This window comes from Roseateles sp. P5_E11 (assembly GCF_054049355.1).
In genome coordinates this window covers 1-6,319 of sequence record NZ_JBFUMO010000342.1, presented here as the reverse complement: position 1 = coordinate 6,319, position 6,319 = coordinate 1, and the positions used below count along the sequence as shown (strand labels likewise).

General features: G+C 68.6%; 8 protein-coding genes. 1 reads left to right on the top strand and 7 read right to left on the bottom strand.

All coding sequences use genetic code 11. From position 1 onward, the window contains the following. The 5 genes from truD to ACXJKR_RS21265 form a co-directional block, all read right to left on the bottom strand. The coding region (gene truD, locus ACXJKR_RS21285) for a tRNA pseudouridine(13) synthase TruD (RefSeq protein ID WP_457324518.1) at nt 1-277 on the bottom strand (277 nt) is incomplete at its 3' end. Nucleotides 278-438: 161 nt separating this feature from the next. Continuing rightward, the gene (locus ACXJKR_RS21280; RefSeq protein ID WP_457324517.1) at nt 439-948 is read right to left on the bottom strand and encodes a hypothetical protein; all 510 of its coding nucleotides are present in this window, start codon (nt 946-948) and stop codon (nt 439-441) included. Nucleotides 949-1,133: 185 nt separating this feature from the next. Continuing rightward, nucleotides 1,134-1,778, bottom strand: coding sequence for a glutathione S-transferase family protein (locus ACXJKR_RS21275; protein WP_457324516.1), 645 nt, complete (start codon nt 1,776-1,778; stop codon nt 1,134-1,136). Between the two features lie 26 nt (nt 1,779-1,804). Continuing rightward, entirely contained in the window at nt 1,805-2,866 is a 1,062-nt protein-coding gene (locus tag ACXJKR_RS21270; RefSeq protein ID WP_457324515.1) for a hypothetical protein, read from the bottom strand. Beyond that, the gene (locus tag ACXJKR_RS21265) at nt 2,863-4,080 is read right to left on the bottom strand and encodes a hypothetical protein (protein ID WP_457324514.1); all 1,218 of its coding nucleotides are present in this window, start codon (nt 4,078-4,080) and stop codon (nt 2,863-2,865) included. Before ACXJKR_RS21265 ends, ACXJKR_RS21270 begins: the two co-directional genes overlap by 4 nt. Before the next feature lie 95 nt (nt 4,081-4,175). Between ACXJKR_RS21265 and ACXJKR_RS21260 the strand changes: the two genes are divergently transcribed. Next, nucleotides 4,176-5,045 (top strand): helix-turn-helix transcriptional regulator, encoded by an 870-nt coding sequence (locus ACXJKR_RS21260; RefSeq protein ID WP_457324513.1) that lies wholly within the window; start codon nt 4,176-4,178, stop codon nt 5,043-5,045. 6 nt (nt 5,046-5,051) lie between these two features. On the opposite strand, the gene ACXJKR_RS21255 is transcribed toward ACXJKR_RS21260, so the two are convergent. Both ACXJKR_RS21255 and ACXJKR_RS21250 read right to left on the bottom strand, forming a co-directional pair. Next, complete coding sequence (locus ACXJKR_RS21255; protein WP_457324512.1) at nt 5,052-5,726, bottom strand: glycosyltransferase; 675 nt, start codon at nt 5,724-5,726, stop codon at nt 5,052-5,054. A gap of 6 nt (nt 5,727-5,732) precedes the next feature. Beyond that, a partial coding sequence (locus ACXJKR_RS21250; protein WP_457324511.1) for a hypothetical protein occupies nt 5,733-6,319 on the bottom strand: 587 nt, incomplete at its 5' end.

Here is a 6,319-nt window from a genome sequence, read left to right as displayed (position 1 = left end):
ACTGACGGGTGATGGCGTAGCGGTCCTTGAGGCCGGCATAGCCCACATCCCTTTCTTGAACGCCAGCGGCCTCGGCCAGCTGCTGGGCGACGAAGGCGGTGTTGGCACCGTTCTTTTCGATGTCCAGCCAGATGTGTTCGCCCTCACCGCAGGGCTGCTGCAGCGGCAGTTCGGTCACGATGAAATCCTCGTTGAGGAGTTTCAGGGTGGCGCTGGCGCCGCTGGCCGGATAAGCGTTGGGCCACTGCGGCAAGATCGTGTATTGAGCGTCGGTCATGAGCGGTCTGACGGCACAGCTGTGGATAGGGATTGGCTGTCCAGCCGACCAGGGGCAGTCCAGACTGCGATTCTCTCCCGCGCTACGACAGGCGGCTTCCGGGCGGCGACGTCAACTCACGGACCCGGCCAGGAGCGGAAGTGCCACCGACTGACCCAGCCTCACTTCAACGCCAGGCACCGATGCTCGGTCACCTCATCCACCGTGCGCTCCTGCAGTTTGCCGGCCGAGCCCATGCCCAGCTTGGTGCCGGTGGCGTTGATGACGCAGTCCACCTTCCAGCGACCGTCCTCCCAGCGGGTGACGTAGCCCAGGAAGTCCACCATCTCCATGTCGCCGTTCTTCCAATCCTTGCGATAGAACAGCCGCCCCGCGCCACCCACGCCGTCGGCCTTGAGGAAGCGGTAGCCGTCCAGCGACGTGGAGTACGGCGCCCCGCGCTTCAGGGCGGCGGACAAGTCCTTTTCGGAGGCCCCGCGCTGGCGCAGGTTGGCCACCGTCTCATCGATGGCGCCCTTGGCCCGGGTCTGCTTGTAGAGAGCCACGTCACCCGCCTTCTCGGCCGCCAAATGGTTCACATAGGCAGCTTCGGCCTGGGCGACGAAGGGGTCGTTCTTCTGCGTGGTGCCATGCGCCGCGGGCGTTTGCGCCAGGGCGCTGCTTGCCAGCATGGACGCGGTGAGTGCAATGGCACGGGCATGGAGAGGCACGGACTGGAGGCGCAAGTGGATGTCTCTGGTTGATATCTGGCGTTGAGGCCGAGCCGCACGCCTGGGCGAGCGGGTTCAAGCGGAGTGTCAGCCATCATGCCGGCGCAAGCGAGGTTGCCGGGTCCCAAGCGCTGCCGGCGGCGGTTCTACCCCGCCTCAACCCGCGCGAAGTAGGCCTCCTGGGTCCGTTTCCAAGCAGGCCGGGCCAGGCAGCGGTCCCGATAGGCCGCGAGGCCCGCATAGGGTGTCATCAATGCCTGGTCCTTGATGCCCGAAACGAGCACATGCGCCATCAGGATGTCGGCGATGGTGAATGCCTCGGTCGCGACGAACTCGCGGCCGGCGAGCCAGCGTTCGAGGTTCGTCAACACCCGGTGTACCCAGCCCACCAGGAACTCGCGGTGCTTGCCGCAGCTGCCGTCCGCTGTCCAGTCGAGCACCATCAAAGCGAGCATCGGCGGCTCGACCGTGTTCATCGCGGCAAAACACCAGCGCAGCACCTGGGCCTCGCCGGTGCCACCGGCAGGAATCAGCCGACCTGACTTCTTTGCCAGGTGGACAAGGATGGCGGCAGATTCGGACAGCATCAGCCCGTCGTCGTCGATGGCGGGGATCTGCTCGAAGGGGCTGAGCCGGCGATAGGCATCGGTGTTCAGGTCGTGCGCCGGGTGGTCCATGCCGGCGATCTCGAAGGGCAGTTGCATCTCCTCGAGCGCCCACAGCACACGCAGGTCGCGGGTGTGGCCTCGCGCGCCGGCATTGACCTTGGAGAAGCCGTAGAGCCTGAGCATGTAAATTCCTTCGTTGACATTCGAGCCTAGGCGGCCCGCGGTGCGTGACGGGCGTCCATTTGCTGACGCAGGGCAAGGGACTCGCCCGTGCGGCCCATCGCTTCGGCCGCGCGGATGGCCAGCTCGTAGGCGCGCCGCGTCGGGCGTTCGCGCAGATTGGCCTGGGCCCAGGTCCAAGCGCGTTGCGGGTCGCGGCCCACGCCGAGGTAGAACTCGGCCACATGGTCGGCGAAGGCCGCGGGATGGCGGGCCAGCAGAGCCTCAAAACGGCGGCGTGCCCCGTCGATCTCATCCAGGCCACGTGCCACCTCGCCCTGGCGCGCATGCAGCGCTCCCAGCAGCGCCATGGCCTCGGGCTCATCGGTGTGAATGACGACATGCAGCAGCCGGGCCTCTGCCGCGGCCTCATTGCCGCGCGCCAGCTCGATCTCGGCGAGGTGGATGCCGGCCGCCGCGTAGTCGGGCAGCAGCCGCAGGGCCTCGGCGTAGAAGGCCGCACCCCGCGCCGGGTCGCCGCCCTGCTCGGACCACATCAGGCCGCGAGCGAAGGCAACGGCGGCGGCCGGAAAGGGCAAGGTCGTGTCCAGCTCGCGCAGGGCCCGGGCATAAAGCCGGTCGGCTTCCTCCAGGCGACCGACGGCGGCCACGCCGCGGGCCAGCGCGCAGTGGCTGGCAAAGCCGGGCCGGCGTTCAGCCTCAGCATGCAACGCGGGCAAGGCTTCTGCGGCACGGCCAGTGGCCACCAGCAACGCAGCACGCTGGGCAGGCGTTGCGCCAGCGGCGTCGAGGTCCGCTTGCGCGTCGGCAAAGCGGTGGGCGGCCATGCGGGCCCGGGCCCGCTGCAGGTGGTCTGCGGCACTGCCGGCCCTCACCTCGGTCAAATCGGCGGCGCGGTCCAGCACACGGTAGTCCGCCAGGAACTGCAGGCGCAGCAGCCACAGGTCGAGCGCTGCTGGATCGTCGGCTTGGCGCCGCAGCTGGTCGTCAAGATTGATCAGCGCGATGCTGCCCAGGGTGGTGGTGGCTGGCGGCGCGGCGCACCCTGAGAGAACGGCAATGGCCAGGGCGACAAGCGTGTTGCGGTTCATGGCGCGGACAGGAAGGGGAAAGCTGTGGTGGAGTGCTCGTGGTCGTCCTGCGTGACACCGTCGTCGGCGACATCTGGCGTGCCGCGGATCAGCAGCGAGCGGAACACGGCATTGACGTTCTGCAGCGGCGTGCGACCACCGCAGTCCGCCAGTGGCGGCGCCCCCAAGGCGCTGCGCTCGACGGCGAGGTAATGCAGGCAGCGCGTCTGCCGGCTGTCGACCCAGAGGCGGTCGTCGGCCAGCAGCTCGGCCAAGCGCTTGTAGCGACCGGGCGTCGCGTCCTGCGCATCGGCCAGCCACTGGTTGCCGGCCACGCCATCGAAGCTGTCATACAGCGCCAGGTTGCGGCCGATCTCGGTGGCAAAGCCTGGCCAGCCGGCGGGGTCGGCGCGGTTGTAGGCCTCCTTCAGCAGGTTGGCGATGTCTTCCTCGCCGACGGTGGCCAGCAGGGCGTTGCCGGTCAGCGCGCGGCCCATGCGGTCGATGGGTGCGCCGGGCGGCGGTGGTTCATTGGCCGGCGCGAGCTGGCGGCGCTCGCTGCGGCCCCACACGGCCAGCAGCGGGCCGCCGGTTTTGACGAGGTCGAGGTCAACCGAGACAACGATGGCCGAGGTCGTCCACCCCGCCAGGAAGTTGCGCGCCGGGCCGCCCTGAGTTTGGCCCCAGAGCTGGGGAAGGCGTTTGAGCGTCTCGGCATCGAAGCGGCGAAAGCCGCTGGCGTCCTGCGGTGCCTGGCCAGCCTGGATGGCAGCACCAGCGGCATTCAAGGCGCTGCGCGTGCCGCGCACGTTGTTGAAGTAGGGGTCGTCGCGCAGGCCGGCGAAGACGCGAAAGCGCCCGCCCCGACCTGCCAGGCCCTGTGGGCTGCTGACGTCGCCCTGCAGGCGATCGGCGCGGCCGGCCCAGCAACTGGCGGCGCCCGCGGCGTCGAACTGGCAGACCAGGCGGGTGGTGGCCGAGGTGCGGCCCAGGGCCTGGCCGCTGTCGACGTGGAAAACATACTGGACCTGGTCGGAAAAGCGTTTGCCGACGATGTCCATGACGAGATTGAGCCGCTTGCCGTCAGCCGAGGTCCAGGCGAAGAGATCGCCAATGTCCGCAGCCGGGTCGGCGATGACGGTGGGCGTGTCGAGGTGGTCGGCGGCGAAGGCGGGTGCCGTGGCGAGTGCGGCCAGCCAGACGGAGCGAGAGAGGAGGGTGAGGAGGTTTTTCATGGCACGCAGCCTAGGGAAGGCCGCCGCAGAAAACTTGGCAAAAACTGCGATGCCTGCTGACAGCTTCTGCACATCCGCCCTCCTACGATGCGCCGATGTCCCTGCCCCCGCACTCCCCGGCCGAGGCCGAGCGCCGCTACCGCCCGCTGCAGCGCGGTGCCGGGCTGCGGCTGATGCATTGCCAGTGCCGCGCCGGCCGGGGCGAGCGGGCGGTCGACGAGGAGCATCCGGCCTTCTCGATCACGCTGGTGGACCGCGGCCAGTTCACCTATCGCACGCGGGCCGGTGGCGCCCTGCTCAACGCCGGCTGGTTGATGCTGGGCAATGTCGGCGAGGGCTATGCCTGCTCGCACGAGGACAGTGATGGCTCGGGTGACGACTGCACGGTGCTGTCACTGTCGCCAGACCTGCTCGAGCAAACGCTGGGCGCCCTCGGTGTCGCCAAGGCGGCGAATCGCTTCTCACGGGCCTGCCTGCCGCCGCTGCCGCGGGTCGCCGCCCTCTTCCAGGGGCTGGACACTGGCGGCGACGAGGGTTTCGCGCTGGAGGAAGCCACCCTGGCCATCGTGTCGCAGGTGCATCGCGCCCTGATCGATGGCGAAGCCCCGGCCGCCTTGCCACGACAGGATGAGCGTGCCCGCGCGGCAGCGCATTGCATCGAGACACGCAGCGCCGAGGCGCTGACCCTTGATGAGGTGGCCCAGGTCGCCGGCCTCAGCCCTTTCCAYCTGCTGCGCGTGTTTCGCCAGTCCATCGGCGTGACGCCGCACCAGTACCTGATGCGCACGAGGCTGATGCATGCGTTGAGCCTGCTGCGCGACACCCGCCGGCCGGTGACGGATGTGGCCTACGACACCGGCTGGGCCGACCTGTCAAATTTCAACAAGGCCTTCCGTCGCGAATTCGGCTGCTCGCCGCGCAGACTCAGGGGCACGGGCCGTCGAGAGATCTCTCTCGAAGCCTGAGCGGGCCTACTCGCCCCACTTGCCGATGTACTTCTTGTAGTTCTCGATCCAGCCGTTCGAGCCGAAGCCACCCTCGCTCTGGTGGGTGATGGCGATCGGCCAGGTGGCCAGGCGCAGGCCGGCGGTGCGGGCGCTGCGGCAGAAGTCCATGTCGTAGAAGTGGAAGTCAAAGCGCTCGTCAAAGCCCACCTGCCTGGCACGCAGCGTGTCGCGCCTGGCGGCAAGCAGCACGCCATCCAGCAGTTCGCATTCCGCCGGCACGGGCCCGAAGGCCGAGATCTGGCCGAAGGGGCCGGTACCGTGGGAGACGATGCCACTGAGGTTGGCGCGGTCGTCCCATTCGAACTTGGTGGTCGGGAAGGCCCAGGACGGCTGCATCGGCGCGCGGCGCTTGTTGCCGGCGACGCCGATGACGTCAAAGGCGTGCAGGGCCGCCATCACATGCTCGTAGAAGAAGTAGTCATCCAGCCAGACATCGTCGTGGATGAAGGCCAAGACTGGCGCCGCGTCGGCCGCAGCGATGCGCTCGTTGTAGAGGATGGGCAGGCCGCGGCTGTTTTCGAAATAGACGCGGGGCAGCAGGCGGTCGTCATGGGTCATGCGGCGCAGCGACAGGCCCAGGGCGGACTTGCCCCAGAACTCATCGGGCGTGCAGCGGGTGGCGCAGACGAGGTCGATCACGAGGGGCTAGCGAAGGTAGAGGGCCAGCGTGTCGCAAGGCGGGTTGCGCACCGGTGGGCAGGGAGCCGTGCGGCGGGCGTTGTTGAGCGCATAGGCCAGCTCGCGCGGGTGGTGCCATTGCTCGTAGAAGCGGCGCGAGGCCCGGGACTGCTCGGCCAGGGACTCAGGCGTCTGCGCGGCCAGCACGCGGATGAAGTCGTCCGGCGTTTCCCACCACAGTGCTTCCTCGTAGATGAGGTCGCGCGTGGAGTGGTGTTTGGACAGCGTGCTCTGCTGGATCAGCACCGGCAGGCCCGCGCCCTGGGTTTCGACCAGGCCTTTGGCCCCCTGAAAGGGAAAGGACGAGATGCACAGGTCGACATCGCCGTCGCGCAGATGGTTCCAGAGGCTGCGCACCGGCGGTTGGTATTGGAAGCGCGCCGGGTCAACGCCGGCGCCGGTCAGCCGGTCGCGAAAGGCGTCGATGACGGGGCCGGGCAGCATGCCGATGTGCAGGTGCGTGCCCCCCACCTCGGCCAGGCGGCGCAGGATGACGTCCAGATAGTCGTAGCGCGCCGGGGCGATGAACTTGCCCGCCGAGCCGTGTGAGCAGG